Consider the following 564-nt stretch of genomic DNA (forward strand, 5'->3'; position numbering starts at 1 on the left):
TGATTAAAATGAGCAGTAAAAAACTTTAGCATTGATAGTTTTACTAATAAATATTTAACTATCAGATCTAAATAACCAAACTTAGACAACCACAATTTAATTTTTAAAATCACTAAGTCAATATCAAAAAAAATATATTACTGATAATAAATACACTATAATGGTACCATAATTCATTGAGGAGAACATGATGAAACTTTCAATAATCGTACCATTATATAATACAGAAGAATTTATACAAGAGTGCTTGACTAGCATCTTACAACAAAGTTTTACTAACTATGAGTTAATTATCGTAGATGATGGCTCAACAGATAACTCTATCTCCATTGTCGAGAGTTACATGGAAAACGATAATCGAATAAAGCTTTTCAAACAAAAAAATTCTGGGGCAAGTGTTGCTCGTAATTATGGTATCAAGCAATCTTGTGGTGAGTATGTAACTTTTATTGATTCAGATGACTTTATCCATGAAGATGCATTACTTAACCTTGTAACTACAGCTGAACAGACAAACAGTGATATAGTTTTAGGTAAAAGACAATTTAATGTTGACAATAAACC

The 564-nt window shown here is 28.7% G+C and carries 1 protein-coding gene; it reads left to right on the plus strand.

Translation table 11 applies throughout. The features are described 5' to 3' along the window. Positions 1 to 187 precede the first annotated feature (187 nt). A partial coding sequence (locus AB4486_RS27225) for a glycosyltransferase family 2 protein (protein ID WP_372119903.1) occupies positions 188 to 564 on the plus strand: 377 nt, incomplete at its 3' end.

Source organism: Vibrio sp. 10N.222.55.C6 (assembly GCF_041473395.1).
Classification (GTDB): Bacteria; Pseudomonadota; Gammaproteobacteria; order Enterobacterales; family Vibrionaceae; genus Vibrio; species Vibrio crassostreae_C.